The sequence below is a fragment of the Bacillus sp. FSL H8-0547 genome (assembly GCA_038002745.1).
In the GTDB taxonomy this organism is placed as follows: domain Bacteria; phylum Bacillota; class Bacilli; order Bacillales; family Bacillaceae; genus Bacillus_P.
Map to the genome: position 1 here is coordinate 1,369,561 of JBBODD010000001.1, position 19,578 is coordinate 1,389,138.

General features: G+C 42.2%; 27 protein-coding genes. 2 read left to right on the forward strand and 25 right to left on the reverse strand.

The window, feature by feature from the left end; translation table 11 throughout:
• The first annotated feature begins 88 nt into the window (after positions 1-88).
• Positions 89-1,603 (forward strand): UDP-N-acetylmuramoyl-L-alanyl-D-glutamate--2,6-diaminopimelate ligase, encoded by a 1,515-nt coding sequence (locus MHB63_06600; GenBank protein ID MEK3806250.1) that lies wholly within the window; start codon positions 89-91, stop codon positions 1,601-1,603.
• A gap of 102 nt (positions 1,604-1,705) precedes the next feature.
• Positions 1,706-2,110 (forward strand): hypothetical protein, encoded by a 405-nt coding sequence (locus MHB63_06605; GenBank protein MEK3806251.1) that lies wholly within the window; start codon positions 1,706-1,708, stop codon positions 2,108-2,110.
• A 588-nt stretch (positions 2,111-2,698) separates the two neighbouring features.
• On the opposite strand, the gene MHB63_06610 is transcribed toward MHB63_06605, so the two are convergent.
• The 25 genes from MHB63_06610 to MHB63_06730 form a co-directional block, all read right to left on the reverse strand.
• Complete coding sequence (locus MHB63_06610) at positions 2,699-3,712, reverse strand: toxic anion resistance protein (protein ID MEK3806252.1); 1,014 nt, start codon at positions 3,710-3,712, stop codon at positions 2,699-2,701.
• Entirely contained in the window at positions 3,712-4,368 is a 657-nt protein-coding gene (locus MHB63_06615; protein ID MEK3806253.1) for a 5-bromo-4-chloroindolyl phosphate hydrolysis family protein, read from the reverse strand. The genes MHB63_06610 and MHB63_06615 overlap by 1 nt, the downstream gene beginning before the upstream one ends.
• Positions 4,369-4,681: 313 nt before the next feature.
• Positions 4,682-5,095: a gas vesicle accessory protein GvpU gene (gvpU, locus tag MHB63_06620; protein ID MEK3806254.1), complete on the reverse strand. Its 414-nt coding sequence runs from the start codon at positions 5,093-5,095 to the stop codon at positions 4,682-4,684.
• 27 nt (positions 5,096-5,122) lie between these two features.
• On the reverse strand, positions 5,123-5,872 hold the full coding sequence (locus MHB63_06625; GenBank protein MEK3806255.1) for a YtxH domain-containing protein: 750 nt from the start codon (positions 5,870-5,872) through the stop codon (positions 5,123-5,125).
• 15 nt (positions 5,873-5,887) lie between these two features.
• Positions 5,888-6,220: a gas vesicle protein gene (locus tag MHB63_06630; GenBank protein ID MEK3806256.1), complete on the reverse strand. Its 333-nt coding sequence runs from the start codon at positions 6,218-6,220 to the stop codon at positions 5,888-5,890.
• Between the two features lie 21 nt (positions 6,221-6,241).
• A complete protein-coding gene (locus tag MHB63_06635) occupies positions 6,242-6,526 on the reverse strand; it encodes a gas vesicle protein K (GenBank protein MEK3806257.1) in 285 nt (94 codons plus the stop codon).
• Complete coding sequence (locus MHB63_06640; protein MEK3806258.1) at positions 6,498-6,767, reverse strand: gas vesicle protein; 270 nt, start codon at positions 6,765-6,767, stop codon at positions 6,498-6,500. The genes MHB63_06635 and MHB63_06640 overlap by 29 nt, the downstream gene beginning before the upstream one ends.
• Positions 6,768-6,788: 21 nt before the next feature.
• On the reverse strand, positions 6,789-7,592 hold the full coding sequence (locus MHB63_06645; protein MEK3806259.1) for a GvpL/GvpF family gas vesicle protein: 804 nt from the start codon (positions 7,590-7,592) through the stop codon (positions 6,789-6,791).
• Between the two features lie 3 nt (positions 7,593-7,595).
• Positions 7,596-7,859: a gas vesicle protein GvpG gene (locus MHB63_06650; protein ID MEK3806260.1), complete on the reverse strand. Its 264-nt coding sequence runs from the start codon at positions 7,857-7,859 to the stop codon at positions 7,596-7,598.
• 1 nt (position 7,860) lies between these two features.
• Positions 7,861-8,628: a GvpL/GvpF family gas vesicle protein gene (locus MHB63_06655; protein ID MEK3806261.1), complete on the reverse strand. Its 768-nt coding sequence runs from the start codon at positions 8,626-8,628 to the stop codon at positions 7,861-7,863.
• A 19-nt stretch (positions 8,629-8,647) separates the two neighbouring features.
• Positions 8,648-9,559, reverse strand: coding sequence for a gas vesicle protein GvpN (gene gvpN, locus MHB63_06660; protein MEK3806262.1), 912 nt, complete (start codon positions 9,557-9,559; stop codon positions 8,648-8,650).
• Positions 9,560-9,581: 22 nt separating this feature from the next.
• On the reverse strand, positions 9,582-9,845 hold the full coding sequence (gene gvpO / locus MHB63_06665; protein ID MEK3806263.1) for a gas vesicle protein GvpO: 264 nt from the start codon (positions 9,843-9,845) through the stop codon (positions 9,582-9,584).
• Between the two features lie 76 nt (positions 9,846-9,921).
• Complete coding sequence (gvpJ, locus tag MHB63_06670; GenBank protein MEK3806264.1) at positions 9,922-10,182, reverse strand: gas vesicle protein GvpJ; 261 nt, start codon at positions 10,180-10,182, stop codon at positions 9,922-9,924.
• Positions 10,183-10,185: 3 nt separating this feature from the next.
• Positions 10,186-10,674: a gas vesicle protein GvpQ gene (gene gvpQ, locus MHB63_06675; GenBank protein MEK3806265.1), complete on the reverse strand. Its 489-nt coding sequence runs from the start codon at positions 10,672-10,674 to the stop codon at positions 10,186-10,188.
• 25 nt (positions 10,675-10,699) lie between these two features.
• A complete protein-coding gene (locus MHB63_06680) occupies positions 10,700-11,191 on the reverse strand; it encodes a YtxH domain-containing protein (protein ID MEK3806266.1) in 492 nt (163 codons plus the stop codon).
• A 40-nt stretch (positions 11,192-11,231) separates the two neighbouring features.
• Positions 11,232-11,498 carry a gas vesicle structural protein GvpA gene (gvpA, locus tag MHB63_06685; GenBank protein MEK3806267.1) on the reverse strand — a complete coding sequence of 89 codons (267 nt, stop codon included), beginning with the start codon at positions 11,496-11,498 and terminating at the stop codon, positions 11,232-11,234.
• Between the two features lie 379 nt (positions 11,499-11,877).
• Positions 11,878-12,423: a DUF5381 family protein gene (locus MHB63_06690; protein ID MEK3806268.1), complete on the reverse strand. Its 546-nt coding sequence runs from the start codon at positions 12,421-12,423 to the stop codon at positions 11,878-11,880.
• Positions 12,424-12,458: 35 nt separating this feature from the next.
• Positions 12,459-13,001, reverse strand: a complete 543-nt coding sequence (locus MHB63_06695; GenBank protein MEK3806269.1) for a DUF5381 family protein — start codon at positions 12,999-13,001, stop codon at positions 12,459-12,461.
• A 71-nt stretch (positions 13,002-13,072) separates the two neighbouring features.
• The gene (locus tag MHB63_06700) at positions 13,073-13,621 is read right to left on the reverse strand and encodes a DUF5381 family protein (protein MEK3806270.1); all 549 of its coding nucleotides are present in this window, start codon (positions 13,619-13,621) and stop codon (positions 13,073-13,075) included.
• Positions 13,622-13,749: 128 nt separating this feature from the next.
• Positions 13,750-14,304 (reverse strand): DUF5381 family protein, encoded by a 555-nt coding sequence (locus MHB63_06705; GenBank protein MEK3806271.1) that lies wholly within the window; start codon positions 14,302-14,304, stop codon positions 13,750-13,752.
• A 58-nt stretch (positions 14,305-14,362) separates the two neighbouring features.
• Positions 14,363-14,923 carry a DUF5381 family protein gene (locus tag MHB63_06710; GenBank protein MEK3806272.1) on the reverse strand — a complete coding sequence of 187 codons (561 nt, stop codon included), beginning with the start codon at positions 14,921-14,923 and terminating at the stop codon, positions 14,363-14,365.
• 130 nt (positions 14,924-15,053) lie between these two features.
• Positions 15,054-16,295 carry a hypothetical protein gene (locus MHB63_06715; protein ID MEK3806273.1) on the reverse strand — a complete coding sequence of 414 codons (1,242 nt, stop codon included), beginning with the start codon at positions 16,293-16,295 and terminating at the stop codon, positions 15,054-15,056.
• A 535-nt stretch (positions 16,296-16,830) separates the two neighbouring features.
• On the reverse strand, positions 16,831-17,382 hold the full coding sequence (locus MHB63_06720; GenBank protein ID MEK3806274.1) for a DUF5381 family protein: 552 nt from the start codon (positions 17,380-17,382) through the stop codon (positions 16,831-16,833).
• A gap of 14 nt (positions 17,383-17,396) precedes the next feature.
• Positions 17,397-18,209: a hypothetical protein gene (locus tag MHB63_06725; protein MEK3806275.1), complete on the reverse strand. Its 813-nt coding sequence runs from the start codon at positions 18,207-18,209 to the stop codon at positions 17,397-17,399.
• A gap of 10 nt (positions 18,210-18,219) precedes the next feature.
• The gene (locus MHB63_06730; protein ID MEK3806276.1) at positions 18,220-19,467 is read right to left on the reverse strand and encodes a hypothetical protein; all 1,248 of its coding nucleotides are present in this window, start codon (positions 19,465-19,467) and stop codon (positions 18,220-18,222) included.
• Positions 19,468-19,578 lie beyond the last annotated feature (111 nt).

A 19,578-nucleotide genomic window follows, 5' to 3' on the forward strand; every position in this document is an offset into this window, starting at 1 on the left:
CAGCCGGAAATTTTAAGTATAGGAAGAGCGCTTGTATTGGAAAATAAAAAAACGAATACAAATCTGGAATCATAAATGAGGAACCTACATGAACATACAGTTTAATGATCTGGAAAACGTGGCGTTTAAACAGATTTTCGGACAAGCCTCACAGGAAATCACAAGCCTGTCCTTTCACTCTAAGCAAGTCAAGCCCGGGGGACTTTTCTTCAGCATTGTCGGCGGCGAGCATGACGGGCACCAATATATCGATGAGGCCATCGAGCGAGGTGCTTCAGCTGTAGTCGGAACAAGCCGTGAAAAGCTTGAATTGCTGAGCAGAAAATACCCGGAGCATACCTTTCTACTTTCAGACAATGTCCGCGAGACGATGGCACAGTTTGCAAAGATGTTTTATGGCTTTTCAGACGAAAAACTGAAAACCGTCGGAGTTACAGGAACAAATGGAAAAACAACAGTTGCTGCCTATGTCCGCTCATTGCTGACTTTGCTCGGTCTTCCTGCCGGTTCGATAGGAACAACAGGCATATGGGCTTCAACCCATAAGCTTTCTTATAAAAAAAGCACGCCTACTACACCTGAATCAACCGATCTTCACCAAATTTTCCATGACCTCCTTGAGCTCGGAGACAAAGCGGCGGTGATGGAAGTATCCTCCATAGCAACAGACCAGAAAAGGGTTCACGGCATGGAGTTTGATGCAGCCATCCTCACCAATTTTTCTGAAGAGCACCTGGAGTACCATAAAACGATGGATCATTATAAAAAGTGCAAGCTTGCTCTTTTTAAACAATCTAAAACAGCCGTCATCAACATTGACGATATGGAAATGGGCGCAGAACTTGCAGAAACATTTCTGGGACGGAAGATTACGTACAGTCTCGTACCGGGAAGCGGCGCTGATTTGTGCGCAGATGACATATCGTTTTCAGATGTAGGCAGCTCGTTCACATTGATATACAAGGGCCAGCGCCACCATGCAGCTGTGCCGGTGTTTGGCACCTATAATATCGCCAATGCTCTTTCTGCCGTTGGAACTGCCCTGCTTTTCGGATACAAAATAACGGATATTCTTCAGGTCCTTCCAATGCTCGAAAGCCCCGAAGGCCGTTTTCAAGTCATCACAGGGCCAGACAACAGGAAAATCATTCTCGACTATGCCCATACGCCGGTTGCGCTGACACGGCTTGTGGAAGAGGTCAAAAAAATGAAGTACAACCGTCTGATCGTCATGATTGCAGGAATTGGCATCAGGGATTTCAACAAAATGCCGAAAATGGCTGCTGCCATTGAAGGGCATGCGGATGAAGTGATCGTCACTGTTGACCACCCGGGACATCACGATCCGCAAGTCATTATTGATCAGGTGATGAAGGGATTTTCCGAACCAAAATCACCGAATATTAAAGTAGCGCTTACCCGCAAAGAAGGCGTTATAGCATCACTTGCAGCTGGAGAACCGGACGATATTATCCTTCTCACCAGCGGCTGCATAAACGGAGCCCAAATCGTCAAAGGTATGGAAATCCCTCACTCAGATGAAGAGATTATTCAGTCCCACTACGATTCATATTCAGAAGTACGCCATGAGCTTGAAGCCTGAGCCCATGGCTTTTTTCTGTGCAATTGGGCAGTCGCCCTGTCAACATGGGCAGAGCCGCATAGGCTAATGAAGGATTCACTACCATAAAGGAGACTTCAACCTATGAACCCATACCATTTTTATCAAGGCTACGTGCCTCAGCAAACCGACTATTACATGAACTATCAATACAATCCCTATCAGCCTCAATTCCAGCAGGATCAGTTTCAGCAAGATCAGTTTCAGCAGGATCAATTGGACCCTGACCGCCAGCCGCAGCAATTTCAGTCACTCGAAAGAAGAATTAACCAGCTTGAAAGACAAAACGAGCAGCAGTCCAGAGAAATAAACCGTCAGAATCAGGAGATCCGCAACCTCCGCCGCGAACTCAACCAGACAAACCAGGAAGTCACAAGACTGAACCAAGTTGTCGAACGCCACACAAGAAGACTAAACCGCCTGAACCAGCGCCTGAGAGCAGTCGAAAACAGATTGAATATACCGTTTGCGGCTGAGGATGGATTTTGATCAGAAAAGCGGAATCAGCCGTTTAGCTCCGACAGGCAGAAAAGAAATCGTCCAGAAAGGCCGGGTTTGCCTTTTTGGGCGATTTTGTTCTGACGGAGGAGTTGGCTGATGGAGCTGGACACCAAGAAAAGCGGAATCGCCCGTTTAGCTCCGATCGGCGGATAAGAAATCACACGGAAAGGCCGAACTTGCCTTTTCGGGGGATTTTGTTCCGACTGAGGAGTTGGGCGATGGAGCTGGACACCAAGAAAAGCGGAATCGCTCGGTTAGCTCCGGGAGTCAGATAAGGAAACGGCGGTAAAGGCGCTTTTTGCCTTTGCCGATGGTTCCGTTCTGACAGAGGAGTTGAGTGATGGAGCTGGACACCGCGAAAAGCGGAATCGCTCGGTTAGCTCCGGGAGTCAGATAAGGAAACGGCGGTAAAGGCGCTTTTTGCCTTTGCCGACGGTTCCGTTCTGGCAGAGGAATTGAGCGATGGAGCTGGACAATGAGAAAATCGGAGCCGACTGTCCCTCCTTTCCCGTTTGTTCCCTTAACGACCTCGTATAGCTATAAAAAAAAGGAACCGGACCATCCGATTCCTGTTTTTTATGCCTGGAGTTTTTTCTGATCTATGTCCAGTAAGGCTGCTTCGGTTTCTTCCCGTGTATGTTTCCCGTCCTTGTGAATGGTAAGTGTTTCTTTGATGGCCATTTGCAGATTTTCCTGTATTTCCTTCAAAGTCTGCAGGTCAAACTGGTTTCTCCCAAGCGTGGAGGTCTGTTTTTGGAAAAGATCATTCGCAGACCGGGTCATTGTTTTGCCGGCATCGGCAGCATGTTTTTGCCTCAGCAGTGTAAGGGCTATAGTTACTTGGTTTTTCCAAAGAGGAATGGCAGTCATAAGGGATGACTGAATTTTTTCAGCGAGCTTCTGGTTTGTTTGTTGAATCATGCGGATCTGCGGTGCACTTTGAATGGTAAGCTCTCTGCTGACTTTCAAGTCGTAAAGTCTTTGGTCCAGCTGGTCTGCAAATTGCAGCAGGTCCTCTTCCTCCTGCCGCTTCATCGGGTCGTTATAGCCTTCATTTGCTTTTTTCAGGGCGGGTATTGTCTCGTTGTGCAATTCGCGAAGTTTTATTTCTGCTGCTTCGATGTAGGTATTCAGAGAGTGAAAATATTCTTTATTCGTCTCATAGAGCCTGTCGAGCATGACGATATCTGAGAGAAGAACGTTTTTGCTGCGTTCAAGCCTGACACTGATTCGGTCAATCTGTACGCCTGCTTTATGAAATCTTGACAGCACTTCCTGCACAGAGGGGTTTTTTCTGCCGAACAGCCTGCCGAAAAAAGAGGTCTCATCCTGCATGAGATCCTCCGGATTGACATCACTCAGGCTTTTAATGAACTCATCCAGCGTGTCTCCGATCTGTCCAATATCTTTGCGCTGCACCTGATCAAGCATGGTGTTTGAAAAAGCAAGGAGCTTGGATTGAGCAGGGAGACCGAATGATACTAGCATGGCGTGGTTCTTTGGGCTGAGCTGATTGACAAGGTGAAGAACCTTCTCGTTTTCTTCAGCCTGGAGAAGGTTTTCACGCTCTTTAAAAAGGTCGTGATTCATTACATTTTCCACTTTTCATCAAGAGATTTTTTATCCTTGTTAGATTGAATCGAGTGCCTGGCAACGTCAATCTCAAGATTCAGATCATCCAGATCATCCTGCACCATATTGAAGAGATCCTGTTCAATCAGCCGTTTTAAGTCAGAGAGCGTCCTGCGGGTCTCATTGAGAGATTTCTCAAGCTCGAAATTTCTTTTTGGCTGAGACGATAAAAAGGCATATTTCTCACTTAGCTGTACGGCTGAATCAAGGTGTGAGAAATAAAACTTCTCCGCCTGATAAAAACGGCGCGGCTCTCTTTTTGTCAGGGCAACGATTCTTCTCGCTACACGGACCAGTTCTGCACGCTCTTTTAAAGATGGAAGATGCCTGATCGTCAAAAGGGTCTTCTGAAGGCGCGCCATCTTGGGTGATGCTTCCTCGAGCTGCTTTTTAATGTATTTATAGTCTTTGCGGGTAAGAGCATTTTTCTTTAAAAAACGTGACTTCATCGTCACAGAAGCAATTGAATAGGCGGAAGCTCCGCCTGCAACGGAATAGGCGGCCGCTGCTATTAAGGGCTGATCAAATCCGATCAGGCTGACTGTTCCCGCTGTCCCTGCAGCAGGTAGCGCAGCCATCATCCGGACACTGAATGCCACAAACGGATTCATCATCAATCGACTCCTAACATAAAAATTCTGCCTGTTTATACGTATGTAGCACATGCGGGGTTTCAGTCCTGTGCCAGTAAACTGGAAAAAAAGGCCTTTCTTTTTACTATACAGCATCCCCGCCTATTTTTCTATTGGCCGGTGAATGTACGGGAGGTAAGACTTGAGGCTTAGATGGAGTTATGATAAAAAAAGAAGTCCTTTTAGCGGATCCTGTTCCATTAAAACTATTTCCAAGCGTGCTTAAATCAGCCCCTTGGGCAAAATAGACAGCAGAAAAAACCGGAAGAGTCTCTTCCGGTTTTCATGTGTGGCGTTATTCCGCTTTTTTAGCTGCCGGCTTCGCATCTGATATTTTCCCGAGGAAGAATCCATTCACTTCGTTCAGCTTGCCGCGCCAGATGATCTGGCCTTTTGAAGGGGTGGATTTGCTGTCACCGATGTACACTTTCGTGTTTTTCAAGTGAATGAAATGAGCTTCCCCGCTTCCGTTTTCTTCAATGGATTCACTTGCCCGGGATAACTGCTCGCTCAGATTTTGTGCGACTTCGCTTCCATCTTCGAACGTTTCGCTCAGCGTGTCAAAATACTCTTTCGCTGAGATCATCGTGCCCGAAACAACAGCGCCGTTCACATTGAGCGTAATATCGAGTGCAAAACCGTGCTTGTTTGAGGCCTGTACAAAAAATTCAAGAACACTGTCTTTGGATGAGGCTGTTGCCGTACTCATTTCCACATCTCCTCCTCTTCACACCGTTTATGATGAAGTGTCGTCGTCACTGCTTAGAGAAGTATCTTCTGACTCTTCATCGTCCTCTTCTTTTTCATCTTTCGCTTTTGAAGCTTTTGCCGTTTTTGCTTTCTTGCGCGCTGGCTTTCTCGGTTTTTTCACTTCATTTTTGCCGTCGTCCATCATTTCCTCTTCTTCTTCGTCTTCTTCGATTTCATCGTCGTCCTCAGAATCATCTTCTGATGCCGCTTTTGATTTGCCCGATTTATTCTTGCTTTGTTCTTCCTCTTCTTCTTCTTCATCATCTTCTTCAACTTCAGAGCTTGTCTGAGTCAGCTGGTTCATTTTTTCCTCCAGCTGCTGCAGACGTTCCTGAAGCGTCTGATTTTCCTGCTTTAATGCTTCATAGTCTTCAGTCGTTGATTCGGCTGATGGTGATTCATCCTGTTCTGTATCATCCGATTGGTTTTTATCCTTCTTGAAAAGATTAGCCGCAGACGATTTTAAGCTTGATGCACCTTTAAATGATTTTTCCTTTGCCGCTTTTCCAAAATCGGCTGCTTTGCTCTTTAAGTCGTCTGTATCAATTTGGGATAATAGTTTTTTTCCGTTTTCAGGTGTTGCCAGGTAGCCTACTGTCGCACCTAGGATTCCTCCTGCAACCGTGCGTTTAATCGGCATGCTTCTTCTTGATGATTTTTCCTGTGTATTCGTTTCTGTTTGTTTATTTTCCTTCTTGCTTTCTGCCTGTGTATTGTCTAATTTTTGTTCTGCCATTGTAAATCCCTCCGATTATTTTAGTTGGTTTGATGTATTTAAACGATTTGAGCCAAGCTGATTTTCAAGCAGCTCCAATCGTTCGTTCAGTTTGCGGTTTTCTTCTTCCAGCGCTTTAGTGTTGCTGTTCTCCGCTTTGGAACTGAGATAAGGATCGTTCTCCCACCAGTCCATGCCGATTTCTTTCGCTTTATCGACAGAAGCGACAATCAGTCTTATTTTGATGGTAAGCAGTTCGACATCGGCGATTCCTACGGTAATATCACCTGCGATGACGACTCCTTTGTCTAAAATCTTTTCAAGCACATCGACAATTGAGCTCGATTGCCCAGTCGTTTGGACTGCCATAGCTTGTCCCTCCAGTGGCCGTTAAAGCAAGCTGCCTAACGGGCCGAGATCTATATTCAAATCTTCGGCATCAAGGCCGAAGACCTCTTTCAATTCTTCCATCTTTTCCTCAAGGTTCATAAGGGCAACTCCAAGATCTTCAATTTGCTCGTCCGTCAGCGTTCCACCCTCCACCCGCCTCATCGCATGACGTTCGACAATTTGCCTGAGAAGCTCAATCACCGTCATGACCAGCTGGGCAAGTCCGTGCTCGGCATTGTCAGGATCAAGCTGGATTCTACCATTTGTTTGGCTGGCCTGTTGCATCGATTAATTCCTCCCTTTGTCTGTCAAATTGTTCGCTTGTGACAGGTTTGCGGTTTCCCGCTTTTGATTGCACAAGGGTTTCAACAGATGCAATCAAAACCCTCAGATCCAGATACACCAGATCCACGCCTGCTATCGAGATGATTAAGTCTCCCTTGATAGCAACACCCTTGTCCAAAATGACATCCAATATATCAATAAGGGCGATATCTTTGTTTTCAACTGACTCTCTAAGAGACATCCGGAAAATCCCTCATTTCATTTAAAAACTGGAAAAATGATAAGCTGGCCACGGGCCGGTTGCTTCAATTCTCCATCCGGTTCCCCCGAGCTTTTCATCAGCCTGTTTCATCTCTTCAAGGAACGTTTCCACCTTCTCCGACTGAAGGAGGAAAACACTGTTCCAGGCCATATTCTCTTTCAAGCCTGTAACGTCTTTGTTCCAGTTCTTTTTAATCGCTGCATGCAGGGCATAATGCTTCAGCTGTTCATGCAGCTGTTCACAAACTCGATTCTTCTCATTTTCCAGCTCATCCTCAATCAGCTTGTCAATCTTCTTCTTTTCAAAAAACTGCCTGCCTTTAGGCAAGACGCTGATTTCCTGCAATTTTGCTTCTACTGCAGGATGGGTTTCGCCAACCTTCTTTTTCAGCACCGGGTCATCACTGTAAATCTTTACGTTCCATTCCTCGTTGCCTTTGAGCGACTGCAGGGTTTCGCTGATTTTAGGCCCGCTTGCCTCAATTGTCTGCTTAAGGCTTTCTTCGCTCTTGTAAATGGTGCAGAACTTAAGCGGAATGATTGTAAAAGATTTATAAAGTGCCGTAACCGTTTCATGATGATGGAACGCTTTTTCCTGCAGCCATTCCATATCATTGTCGATTTTGTCTTTTATGGCTTCTTCTGAAAACTGCTCAGAATCCAGTCTGCAAACAACTGCGCTGACATCGCCAGCTGGGATGGTATATATGTTTTTCTCACCATCAAAGCCCTTAAAAGATGGAAACGATTGATGGTCTGCCTCGTCCGAAGGAATCAGCCCGTATAAATAAATCAAATCGTCCATCTGCTATCCCTCATTTCCCCGTTTGGTCAATTTCTCCCACTCTTCCATCTCTCTTCGTTTGGCTATTTCATACCGTGTTAAAAGCTCATCTTCCTTTTCCTGATACGCTTTTTCCGGTATCTCGCCAAGCTCAAACATCATTTGAAGCTGAATGAGTTTCTGCTGGATCGTCGGGAGATCGTACAATTCTTTTTCTGCTTCTTCCTGAACCTTCTGCCCGATTTTAATCACAAGGTTAATTGGCGCTGCCACCAATTTGTGAAGCATATCAGCTCTCCTCCACTTTTAACCTGATATTAACGAAGTTATAAGCCGGCCACGGACCGCTGTAATGGAAATTCACTTTATCCTTCCATTTCTCATGTGCTTCGTTTACTTTCTCATCAAATTGCTGCTCTTTGTCGCGGTCGATGAGAAACGCCGCATTGAGGAGCATCGTTTCACCTGTCGGCTCATTCGCTTTCGCGGCTTCTGATGCTTCTTGAAGAGGTGTGAAGACTTCCGCCTTAAGTTCATTCTGAAGATCTTCAAACACCTTCTGGGCAATGCCGCCAAGCTTGATGCGCTCGTAGTATCCTGCTGCCTCAGATTTGCCCTTCACGGAAGAAGACATTTTTCCAACCTGCGGATTTTCGTTCACTTTTTCCTCAAGCCACTCTTTGCTGCCGATGACTTTTAACCCGACCTCTATCTTGCCTTTAATGGCAGGAAAGAGCTTTTCAAACTGCGGGTATAAGTTTTCAAGAAGAACTTTGACATCGTCTTCTGTTTTGAACACATTCCCAAAGCTGATCGGAATAACCGTGTCGTTTTTTTCCATAACCTTTGAAACTGTCTGCTGATGCATCATCAGATTCTGCCTGTTTGGATGAAAGATTTTCATCGGTACTTCAGCTGCTACCATTGCTGCGTCTTTGTACCGGATTGTAAAGAGGTTTGTTTCTTCTCCTTCAATCTCTGCTTTCCCGAAATCTTCCTCTTCTGTTAATTGGATACCGCAAAAAAGATAAATACCCATTTCCTGTTCACTCATCATCAAACACTCCCTCTGCACACTACAGTTTGCTGCATTCATCTATAATCAGCCTGGTTGCATCTTCCTGTTTGTTATCCGAATCAAGACACCTGCTGATCGGATGGCACAGAACATCGATGCATAAGCTTTGAAAATCTGAATCTTCCCCGTCAATCGGAATGTCCTGCTCTGATGCAAGCTTTGCAATCATGATTGAAGCTCTTAAGCTTGGACCATTGTTTTTCTGATTCGAGCACGCATCCCGCAAATTCGTAACAAGAGTTGTTATTATTCTTGCTTCATCTTCATCCACATCTGTTTTCTCTGCGACAATTTTCGTTTCCCTCTCAACATCCTTGTAATCGATAAAAATCGTGATGAGACGGTCAAGAAGAGCATCCTGAGTATCATAAACACCTGCATACTCAGCCGGATTGCTTGTGAAAATGACGGCAAAATCAGGGTGGACTTTTATAAAAGGGTCGGTCAATTTAGAACCGTATAAGGGCAGTACACCTTCTTCTAAGATTGATAGAAAAATATTATTCGTAGTAGGCTTGGATCTCGTAAACTCATCATAAACCAGCGTATATCCGTGTTTAACTGCTTCCAGAAGCCTTCCGTCCCGCCACATCTCGCTTACACTTTCGTCCTTTTTATAAACGGACCTAACATAATTATCCACCACTTTTTTACTTGTATAGCCCGTAAAATCACCAATTAAGTCTTTGTTGTTTAATTCATGATTCCCGTGCATAAGCATGACCGGCCGTTTTCTCTTTTTGGCAAGAGCCAGGGCAAGCGAGGTTTTTCCTGCACCGGAGGGTCCCGTAAAATGAACGGAATAGCCCGATTTCAAGTAATGAAGGGACCTCTTGAGAATCCGTTTCGTCTCATCATCCTGTATGAGGGTTCTGGCATCTTTTTTCATTTTCTCTTTTAGGACCGTCATCTTATCTTCCCTCCAAGCACCCTCACTGTTCGGTTCCTATTGCACTTCTGTATCTGATATCAAGCCTTTTAAAAGAAACAACCTCTTTCTCTTTATCAAGCTGGCAATCATAGGTTCCAAGCATTTCATCCTTTGCGTACCGTTTCATGTACTCTTTTTCCTCTATCACTTCAACTGTCACCCGCCACCCCTCGTCCATTGCTTCAACAGAGGTAATTTTATGGGGCGGTGCGACATGCTCACTGAAGAAATCATTCACATTTTTCATAATCTCTTTTATAGACACCTAAAGTCGCCTCCGATTGTTCCGCCGTTGCCTAGCAATAAGCAGGAGCCATCAGGCTCCATGCCGACTATCATAATTAAACGCTGAATTGTGCGCCACGCTCATTTGATTGGGACGGAAGACCTTTTTCTTCCACCTCATCACGCAGCAGGCCGACAGCCTCTGCATAACGAAGCCATGTGTCCACACTCGCGATGACAACGCGCGCTTCAACAGTCAGAATTTCAATTCCAACGACAGACACTCTGACAAACGCATCAATGACAATCCCCTTGTCGAGAATCCGGTCAATAACCTCTGCCAGACTTGAACTGTCCGTACTTTTTTGAATAGCCATTCTTCATTCTCCTTTCGGTTGTGAACCCATTGTCCTGACGTTAGAAGACGATTTAATATCATTGGAACTCTTGATTTTCACCGAGCTTTTAATGTCAGTCGAGCTCTTTATTTTCCGGGCGCTCTTGATATCGTTATACCCTTTAACCTTTTTCTTTTCAGATGATGATGATGAAGACATCTTTTTCTGAAACTCATCACCGGCTTCTTTCACATTGCCGAGCTTATCTTTTACAGACAGAAGAACATCCTGAACTTTTTCCTTTGCTTCCTCAGCTTTGCCGTGAACTTTATCGGCATTCTCATCTTTGGCACGGCCAAGCTTTTCCGAAGCTTCGTTCATTTTCCCCTGCAGCTTTTCTTCTGTAGCCTCGACAAATTTTTCTTTCGCCTTTTCCTTTACCTTTTCTTCTATCTTCTCTTTTACAGGCTCGGGACTCTTGTCGAAGATTTTCTTGCCTGCCTTAAAAAGCGCTTTTTTCATGTCATCCATGCCATCACCCTTTCAGGGCAAACTGCTATTTCTTGGCCTCTATCAGCTGATTCAGCATCTCTTCAATCCGCTGCAGCTGGTCGTTCATATTCTTGTTCTCTTCTTTCAGCTCATTATATTGAGAAGAATTCAATTCATTCTCGCCGCCTGAATCCTTTTCTGAATTTGATTCTTTGTCTCTCTTCTTCTTAGGGACCAAAAGGCTCGTAATGTTGCCTTTGTCCAAATATCCCGTTGCCGTCTGGCGAAGCGCTGCCATCGCCTGTTCTGCAATAATTTCCTGTGCTGTTCTTCTGAGCTCCTTGCCTGCCGATCTTACAATCTCGGACTGGCTGAGGCTTCCGAACACTTTTTTGCTCGTTTCAGGACTTGAAAGCAGCCCGATTCCCGCTCCAACGACACCGCCGAGAATCGCCATATTAATTTGATTCTGCTGCCTGTCATCCTGCTCTTCGCTTTGATTCTGCTGTTCCGTTTCTTCCTGGTTTTCCATTTTCTCTTTTGTCTCTTTAGCCATGTTTCATCCTCATTTCTCCATAGATTTATCGTTTTTCCTATTAAAATGTAAAAGCTGACTGGTTGCCTCGCTCATTCTTTTGGCTCTTAAGACCCTCTTCCTCCACTTCATCCCGAAGAAGACCAACAGCTTCTGCATAGCGAAGCCATGTATCGACACTCGCGATGACAACCCTCGCTTCTACTGTTAAAATCTCGATTCCCACAAGCGACACTCTGACAAATGCATCAATGACGATCCCTTTATCAAGAATCCGGTCTATCACTTCAGCCAAACTGGAACTGTCCGTACTTTTTTGAATACTCACTGACTAACAAGCTCCTTTCATTGACGATAGAGGCGTGCCCTTATCGCTTTGTTACTTGGGATATACCTTCTAAAACGCCCCTTAAAACATGACTTGGATAATAGTAGAAATAAGATTCCGTGATTTTCCAGTATTTCCGCTTCAAATTTCGAAAACGTCTTCAAAAAAGCCTGAAACGAATGGATTTTCAGAAGATTTCAAAGAGTTTTATGACAATTAAAACAGTTTTGTTACAAGATGATGACGGAGTGATCCAGGAGAGGTTTTTTTACGTTAAGACGTGAAAAAGCCCCGCATTGGAGAATACGGGGCTGATAATGACGTCTATTATATTGACTGGAAGGTAAACGTCCTTTTGGGGATGAAAAAGAGATTATACTTATAAACCATGCTTCCGTTCAAACTTCAAACTCTTCAGCAGATCGTGATTGCTGACCTTATGGTCCCATGTTTTTTTAGCTTCCAGATTCATATAGGGATAAACAAATTCGTCTATCCTTTCATAGAAGGTAAAATCATTCAGTACAATGTAAGTTTTGATGACATATTTTTTTCCGCTTGTTGTTTTCACTGCTACATTATTGTATAAAGTAAACCGGTTACGCTCTAAATCAATATCCTGTATGTCAGATAGGTTAATGGAGAATTTTTTTGAAGCAAGAGTGCCGTCTCTTCCAGGATATATGCTGAAGAGGACTTTTCCGGGCAAAAAACCAGGCAGACCCCAGAAGGTCAAATAGCTCATAATTGGAAGAAAGATCACACCTGCCCCAATATACAAGATGGAATAGGCTGAGCTAAACTGAAACCCCTGGAAGATTAAGAAAAGGCAGACGGCTGTCCCGCCGATTGTGAACAGCCCTGACCAAACACGCATGAAGGTGGAGGGTTTGATTTTCACTTCTGATTCAGGATGATGGTGCACAGCACTTTCCTCCTTACGTTTTGCCTGCTTATTTTTCAGCTTGTATGATTTTTTCTTACATACCTCACATCTTCTAAAAACTGGCTGTTTTCCATTTTTCGATTCCAAACCTCTTTAGCAAGGGGATTCATATACGGAAAAACATAATTATCAAAGTTTTTGACGAAGGTTATTTCACTAATTACGTTATAGGTTTTAATGTAATGAGTTTTTCCGTTTGTTGTTGTAATACGAATATTGTTAAATAAAGTGAGTATATTTCTGGCCAACTCAATTTCTTTTATCTCTTTGATGGGAATTGTATTTTTCTTATATTTTACTAACCCATCTTCACCCGGAATAATCTCAAATAATACTTTTCCGGGAATGTATGCAGGAAGGCCCCAGAACGCCATGTTAGCAAAATACGGAAACAGGAAAAGTCCTGTGCCTAGATAAATTAGAGAGTAAGCAGAACTAAACTTTATTCCTTGCCATGCAAGAAAGGCACATGCGGCAGTTCCCCCCATGGTAAAAAGCCCTGACCATACCCTCAAAAAGTTCAACGGACGAATTTTAATTGCAGATGTTGAAACCATGGTTTTTCTGCCTCCTCCTTTCTATTTTATTTTCATCCACCAATCGATTAAGCTCATTTTGGTAGAAGTTTTTATATCTCATGATTTCTTCTTTCGTAACCCATACTCTTTAAAATTTGATCGTTTGAAATTTTTCGATCCCATATTTTTCTTGCATTTTCCTCCATATGCGGGTAGACGTGTTCGTCAACAATGTCATAAAAGTTGACTTCATGAAGAAGGTTATATGTTTTGAACTTGATTCTTTTTTCATCAAAGGTTTCCACATAAATTTCGTTAAACAAATTAATGGGGTTTCTTTTGTAGTCGATATTTTTTATGTTAATAAATTCTACTTCGGCTTTTTTTGAAACAATTTTACCTTTACTGCCAGGGAAAATTCTAAATAAAACCTTACCAGGAACAAAACCCGGCAATGCCCATATCGCTTCGTAAACGAAGAAGGGCAAAAACATTAGCCCGCCTCCCAAATAAATGAGAGCATAATTAGATTCAAACTTTAATCCGTTATATATTAGAACAACACAAGATATTAATCCGCCAAATACAAATAAAAACATCCATACATACATGAGAAATGGACCTCTTATTCTAATGACATCTGATGTTTGAGAAGACATCCCCTGCAGCTCCTTTTTGCTGTTAATGGATTCTGGTAAGATTTTGCGCTATTTATCAAGAGGATAGATGGCCTATTATACTTACGGGTATCAACTTATTTCACTTTGTACTAGTTGCATTGTAAACGTTACTCCATTTTCCTTTCATACTTTGCATCTATGTACAGCTGATTTAAATTTACATGCCGGTCCCATACTGCTTTAGCATCCTGATTCATGTATGGGTAGATATATTGGTCAACTAAAACAGCAAAGTCAGTATCATCAAGCTGATTGTATGTCCTGATTTTTGCGGTCTTTCCATCATACGTTTCAATGACAATGTCATTGATCAGGTTAAGGGGATTCCTTGCGAAGCGAATATTTTTTATACTTGTAAATGGGATTTTCTTATGTTTACTTTCCACACTCCCATTCGGACCCTCAGTCAATTTCAAAAGAACCTTCCCTGGTATAAAGCCGGGAAGCGACCAAGTTGTCAGATACAGAAAGACAGGAGACAGCACTATGCCTCCTCCAAGGTAGAAGAACGAGTACTTCGAATCAAATTTTAAGCCATTCACTATGAGAAACATGCATACTGCAAGACCGCCGAACGTTGCAAGTAGCATCCAGACATACATGAATTTGGAGCCTTTGACGAGGATTGAGTTAAGATTTTTTTCCAGATTGAGCAAGTTCATATCCTCCCGCATTATTTATTTAAACAAAGCGACCTGATTCAGGTCGCTAATTCAAGTATTATTGGTCGATTTTATGATTTTTCCTTACATAATCCATATCTTTCAAATATTGATTATTTTCCACTTTTCGGTCCCAAACTTCTTTGGCGTAAGGATTCATATAAGGATACGCATAGTTATCAATCGCTTCTACAAAGGAGTATTCCATCAAAACATTGTAAGTTTTGATATAAACAGTTTTTCCATGAGTTGTGCTAATTCGAATATTATTATATAAAGTAAAGTTATTTCGAACCATCTCAATGTCATTAATCTCTCTAATTGGAACCGATTTGTTGTTTGATCTTATCACGCCATTTTCCCCACGAGTAATCTCAAATAATATTTTACCTGGGATATAAGCTGGAAGGCCCCAGAACATCAGATTCGCCATGAATGGTAAAAACATGAGACCTGTACCAAGGTATAAAATAGAGTAAGATGAATTGAACTTTAACCCTTGAATAATAAGAAATACACAGGCAGCAGTTCCGCCTATTGTAGCTAGACCTGACCAAATCCTCAAACCATTAGAGGGTTTGATTTTTATAGGTTGATATTGTTCCACATTTTTATTCAAATTTACAATTCTCCCCTTTGAATTATAGAATGCAAACTTAATATTTAAAGATATTTAAATGGTTAATTAAACTTTCTTGACACAATGACAGAAAGTGTTTGCAAAGTATATATTCCACTTAGACACCACTTTAAAAGACTGAAAGTTTTTTTTCAAAAAAATCCTTTGCATCTTTGACTAATGAACTCGCAGTTTCTTCAGCTCTGTTCTTTAACGCTTCTGCTTTACCGAGAGGATCTTTTAATGTTTGTTTAATTTCTTCATTCAAATTATGTTTAACATCATCGAAGTCATTTTTCACTTCACCAACGTAGGTATAAAAACCTTTTACGGTACTTATTCCTGAGTCAATTGAATCTTGAAACTTAATTGCTGTTCTCTCTGCGAAGCCTGCAGTTAATTTGGCAACATACTCTCCTGCAAAACCTCCTACTGCCGACCCTATCGCACCTCCAGCTACAGTACCCATAGGTCCAGCAACACTTAAAAGTGCACCGCCTATTACTGCACCACCAACAGAAAAACCAGTAATCATTAAGGTATTATTAATTGCATTCCCAACAGCTTTAGCATTTTCACGTTTAAGAACAGCTGGATTATCTCCGTATTTAGCGTAATTTTCAGATATTTTCAAACCCATACCTAATGTCTCCACAGCACTAGTTACAAATAAAGTCAGGCCCGCATTAGATCTTGCAAATGTTTTGCTAGTACTGAGAAAGTTTTTGATTTCCGTTTTGTTTAAAGTTCCTCTCAATAACCTATCTCGAGCTATTTTACTACTCTTTTGATGATCAATAACCTCTTGCGGTAAATATTTTGCATATTTTTTGTGAACCAAATCTGCAAATGGAGCATTTCTTAGATCCTCTCTAAAAAAACTTGTTGGACTTACATATCCCCTAAACACATTTCTGTATTTAGATCCGTCTACATTTCTAGACAGGTTTAGAAGCTCATTTGCGTGTCTAAACCCAAACGAACCGTCTGCTTTTTTAAAAAACCTTGTAAGTCCCAATCCATAATATAAAGCCTGATTACTTACCAGCGCTCCCATTGCAGTAAGGGTCCCATACTTATCATACAAATTGTACATCTTTCCAATATAGTCATCTTGCTCCACAAACTTTTCAGCTGTGTTTCGTATATCCTGCTCCATTTCACTTAATCTGTTAACCAGTTCACTTCCAGTTTGCCATGTATCACCTACATTGGAAAAACAGTGAGTGTATTCATAAGGAGCACTCATAATTAAATTCGCAAGTCTTAGATGAAGGTCTTTGTAGTCAAATTCCAAGTCAGATATCTTATGTACAAATCCGTTTGCCAGATTTTCCATTTCAGCTGGATTAATCGATATCTCTTTCGACATACTTTTTTTTGCCCCTTTCTGAGTAAAGAAAGATTAATTTTTAAATGAAATACTGTAAGTAATATCCTAATATACCTATTTGAATAGGCAGGATAAAGAGGTCTATGCAGCCGGGAAGTACGCAGCCGCCCCTGGCAGCATCATTAGGATCCTGGTTGTTCTTTTTCTTATTTGACATAAAGCCCACCTCTAAAATTAAGATAAAGTTAACAGCTGATAACCCAATATTCCCAATTGCAGGGGGATAAGAAATATGTCCAAGCAGCTCGGCATACAGCCATCGTCTCCCGGGAGATCCTTTTTCTTCTTTTTTCGATTGTAATTTGGATCGTGGTCATACCTGTGATCGTTTCTCATCGTACACCTCAGCATTCTTCATAATGACATAAAGGGGTAAAGTTTCTTATTTATAGGATTAGTCGCTTTAAAATCCTTATCAACTTAAAATGGCTTCTTCCGGATATGAGGCAAGGAAGAAGCCAGTAAAATATCCAGGCTGACGGGAAGGACCACGCCGGATAATTTTTTCAATTAATCACTGCACTGCTTTTCTCTCGTATCCAACTTCATCAAACAGCTTGCTTAGGTTCACATGTCGATCCCAAACTTTTTTGGCATCCTGATTCATATAAGGATATATATACTGATCTACTAAGATAGAGAAATCAGTATCATCAATCAGATCATAAGTGGGAATTCGAAATGATTTTCCATCAAAGGTTTCAATGTACATACTGTTTACCAACGTCAGGCCATTCCGACGCAATTCAATTAATTTTATTGCTTCAAAAGGGATATCTCCTTTTTTAGAACGCAAAGAGCCTCCTGGTCCTTGCGTTAATGTTACCAGTGTTCTTCCGGGAATCATTCCAGGGAGGAACCACAGGAACAGATAACAAAAAACAGGGAAAAAGATAAATCCTCCAATCATCCATACAAACGAGAAAGCCGAACTGAACTTCAGCCCCTCAATAATTAAATATCCTGTTCCAAGTAAACCTCCTACTAAGAAGGCTGCCAGGATGCCATAATAAAACTTGCTTCCTTTGATGTATATTTCCTTGCCGGATTCTCTGAAATTGAGCAATCTTCTTCCTCCTTCTAGCTGACGTTTGCGCTTACTTTAAATATAGGGGAAGGAATGAAGCTTTCCAAGAACACTTTGCTTGTGCGCTCTAAATTGAATCGATTTTCCTGATTTTTAGAAATAATCCAGTCGTTCTGCTTACCCGGAATTGAAAAACAGATGTCAGCTACATCAGGCTGATTGTTCTTGTCATATGAAAGCAGCATCATTGTATTAAGCTTGGATTGTCTCTCGGATAAATCAATCATGAAGCTTCCAAATGCCTGAATGTCTTCTGGCTGAAGTTCTGAAGTCCATTTACTGATGACGGACGAAAGCTGGGCTGTTTGACTTGCTTCCTCTAAAATTTTTTCAAGGTCCTCATTCGACATTTCTGTAATGATTGCCCTTTCAGAAGGCATTTCCTTCTCAGACAATCGCTTGCTTATCAGCTGAATGGTCTCATCCTCTGTAAGACGTCTAATAGTATGCACCTGCTGATCATAGTAAAGTTCATGAACGTACCCAATCTGTTTTTTCATATGAACAGACAACGCTTCTTCCCTCTCCATATCTGAAGAGAAACAGGAAAATTGCACGGAATAATCGGCGCTGCTCAGAATGTGAATGAACTCTGCCGCCTCTTCTGTCAGCTTGTAGCGCCCATCAACTTCTCTGATCATATCTTTTGCCATAAGTGATCTTGATGCAATTTCAAGTATCATCTGCAGTTCCTGATCACCAAGTTCAGGGAAGAAAGTATCTTTTAATTGGATTCCCTGTTCATACAGACCTTCACTGTAAAACGAAAAGATAAGTTCTTCCAAGCTTACTTTAACTTTATCCATAGTCGTCTCCTTATCCAAATGAGAATTTTCCTTTAACAAAGTTTGATGCTCCGCCTAAAAGAGATTTCGCTGTATCTTTCGCTTTGGAAAGTCCCTCGCCAACTTCTTTTATTTTCTTAACGGGATCTTTAAACGTTTCTTTAATTTGTTCATTGGCATATTCTACACCGTTATTAAATGCTTCAACGCCCTTACCTGCTTTTTCAAATACCCCTTTTGCACCGTCCACCATGTTATGGATTGGCTCCTTAAATGCAACTGCAGCTTTCTCAAAATATGGTGCGGTATGCTTCGCCAGTTTTTCACCGACAACCCCTCCCACGAAAGAGCCGGCAGCAGAGCCAATAACGGTTCCCGCAGGTCCTATGACACTGCCCAGTGTTCCTCCAATAACAGCTCCTGCAACTGATGCACCGCCTATTACAAGCGTGTCGTTAGCAGCTTTTCCAACCGCTTTAGCATTCTCCCGTTTTAAAACTTCTGGATTGTTTCCGTACTTTGCATAGTTTTCTGAGATCTTCAGTCCCATTCCTACTCCGGAGGTTACACCGGTTACTGCAAATGTAATCGGACCATTGATTTTAGCAAACTTCAAGCTGGATTTTCCGAACGATTTAAGGGTATCCATAGTTACAGATTTATTTTTAACATTTTTAAGGAAGGACCTTGAATCGTTTGCAAAATCCACCGCATCTGTAGGCAAATATTTCGCATACTTTTTATGAACCAAATCCGCAAAGGAATAGCCATTATATTTTTTGGAGATAAACGAAAACCGCAGATACCCTCGTGCAAGTTTTCTGAACTTCGAATTATCAATTACGTCTGACACTTTGTTTAATGCTCCCATATGCTTAAATGTGTATATTCCGTCAGCGTTCTTAATAAACTTAGTCAAACCAATTCCGTAATACGCTGCCTGCCTGAGTGACAGAGCCCCAAGCGCTGTAACCGCCCCATAACTTTCATGAAGCTTATAAAGCTTCCCGATCAGATTATCCGCTTCTGCAAACTTTCCAGCTGTTGACCGGATATCGTACTCAAGATTGCTCAGCTTATCCGATAACGCATTCCCCGTTGCCCAAGGATCTCCGACCTGATAAAAACAGTGCTGATATTCTGGAGGCGCACTCATAATTAAGTTTGCAAGCTCCAAATGCAGCCTTTTATATTCCTCTTCAATAACTGAAAGATTATTTACAAACGAATTTGCCAGCCCATCCAGCTGATCCGGATTTACTGATATTTTTCCTGCCAAAACGATACAACCCCTTTCACTCGCTTTACCTTCTCCTTAAATGAATTGGAAAAATTGATAGCCCAAAATCCCAACCTGGATCGGTATAATGAAAAAGTCTACACATCCGGG

Excerpts from the sequence above, each read along its gene's own strand:
- MHB63_06600 (MEK3806250.1), top strand. The coding sequence starts at position 89 with ATGAACATACAGTTTAATGATCTGGAAAACGTGGCGTTTAAACAGATT.
- MHB63_06605 (MEK3806251.1), top strand. The coding sequence starts at position 1,706 with ATGAACCCATACCATTTTTATCAAGGCTACGTGCCTCAGCAAACCGAC.
- MHB63_06610 (MEK3806252.1), bottom strand. The coding sequence starts at position 3,712 with ATGAATCACGACCTTTTTAAAGAGCGTGAAAACCTTCTCCAGGCTGAA.
- MHB63_06615 (MEK3806253.1), bottom strand. The coding sequence starts at position 4,368 with ATGATGAATCCGTTTGTGGCATTCAGTGTCCGGATGATGGCTGCGCTA.
- gvpU (MEK3806254.1), bottom strand. The coding sequence starts at position 5,095 with ATGAGTACGGCAACAGCCTCATCCAAAGACAGTGTTCTTGAATTTTTT.
- MHB63_06625 (MEK3806255.1), bottom strand. The coding sequence starts at position 5,872 with ATGGCAGAACAAAAATTAGACAATACACAGGCAGAAAGCAAGAAGGAA.
- MHB63_06630 (MEK3806256.1), bottom strand. The coding sequence starts at position 6,220 with ATGGCAGTCCAAACGACTGGGCAATCGAGCTCAATTGTCGATGTGCTT.
- MHB63_06635 (MEK3806257.1), bottom strand. The coding sequence starts at position 6,526 with ATGCAACAGGCCAGCCAAACAAATGGTAGAATCCAGCTTGATCCTGAC.
- MHB63_06640 (MEK3806258.1), bottom strand. The coding sequence starts at position 6,767 with ATGTCTCTTAGAGAGTCAGTTGAAAACAAAGATATCGCCCTTATTGAT.
- MHB63_06645 (MEK3806259.1), bottom strand. The coding sequence starts at position 7,592 with ATGGACGATTTGATTTATTTATACGGGCTGATTCCTTCGGACGAGGCA.
- MHB63_06650 (MEK3806260.1), bottom strand. The coding sequence starts at position 7,859 with ATGCTTCACAAATTGGTGGCAGCGCCAATTAACCTTGTGATTAAAATC.
- MHB63_06655 (MEK3806261.1), bottom strand. The coding sequence starts at position 8,628 with ATGATGAGTGAACAGGAAATGGGTATTTATCTTTTTTGCGGTATCCAA.
- gvpN (MEK3806262.1), bottom strand. The coding sequence starts at position 9,559 with ATGACGGTCCTAAAAGAGAAAATGAAAAAAGATGCCAGAACCCTCATA.
- gvpJ (MEK3806264.1), bottom strand. The coding sequence starts at position 10,182 with ATGGCTATTCAAAAAAGTACGGACAGTTCAAGTCTGGCAGAGGTTATT.
- gvpQ (MEK3806265.1), bottom strand. The coding sequence starts at position 10,674 with ATGGATGACATGAAAAAAGCGCTTTTTAAGGCAGGCAAGAAAATCTTC.
- MHB63_06680 (MEK3806266.1), bottom strand. The coding sequence starts at position 11,191 with ATGGCTAAAGAGACAAAAGAGAAAATGGAAAACCAGGAAGAAACGGAA.
- MHB63_06695 (MEK3806269.1), bottom strand. The coding sequence starts at position 13,001 with ATGGTTTCAACATCTGCAATTAAAATTCGTCCGTTGAACTTTTTGAGG.
- MHB63_06700 (MEK3806270.1), bottom strand. The coding sequence starts at position 13,621 with ATGTCTTCTCAAACATCAGATGTCATTAGAATAAGAGGTCCATTTCTC.
- MHB63_06705 (MEK3806271.1), bottom strand. The coding sequence starts at position 14,304 with ATGAACTTGCTCAATCTGGAAAAAAATCTTAACTCAATCCTCGTCAAA.
- MHB63_06715 (MEK3806273.1), bottom strand. The coding sequence starts at position 16,295 with ATGTCGAAAGAGATATCGATTAATCCAGCTGAAATGGAAAATCTGGCA.
- MHB63_06725 (MEK3806275.1), bottom strand. The coding sequence starts at position 18,209 with ATGGATAAAGTTAAAGTAAGCTTGGAAGAACTTATCTTTTCGTTTTAC.